The sequence below is a fragment of the Microvirga sp. P4_G7 genome, assembly GCF_056401005.1.
Map to the genome: position 1 here is coordinate 1 of NZ_JBFUKD010001153.1, position 600 is coordinate 600.

Genomic DNA, 600 nt, shown 5'->3' on the forward strand with positions numbered 1-600 from the left:
ACCTCGGCTCATGTCCGGCTCGATGCCGGTGCCCCACGCGGCACGCCATGCCATCACGTGTCTCACCAAAATCGGAATGAGCATTGCAAGACCGATGAGCGACGAATAGATCTCCGGCGCGATCAAGAGGATCGAAGCGACGATCAGCACGACGCGCTCCCAAGTTTGCGTCCTCACCAGGAACCAGCCCKAAAGCGCCGCGCTGAGGCAGGTAATGCCAAGCGCGCAACCGAGGAACGCGAGCGCGAAATCCGCCCATGTGAATTCGGGTACGACAAGCAGGAGCGACGGCGAGAAGACGAACACGAATGGGACAAGCACTTTACCCAATCCCAGTCGAAATGCTGTGTTTCCCGTCTTGAACGGATCGGCTCCCGCCATGCCGGCCGCGGCATAAGCCGCAAGCGCCACGGGCGGCGTGATGTCCGCCAGCACGCCGTAATAGAAGACGAAGAAATGCGCCACGATCGGCTGAACGCCGAGAACGACGAGCGCCGGTGCCGCGATCGTGACCATGATGATGTAGTTCGCCGTGGTCGGGATACCACAGCCCATCAGGATGCAGACGATTCCGGTCATGATGAGCGTGAAGAGCAAGGT

General features: G+C 60.4%; 1 protein-coding gene. It reads right to left on the reverse strand.

Annotated features, from left to right (window positions below; translation table 11 throughout):
• Positions 1 to 600: DUF3394 domain-containing protein (locus tag AC1DT3_RS23585; protein ID WP_477467571.1), on the reverse strand; the 600-nt coding region annotated here is incomplete at both ends.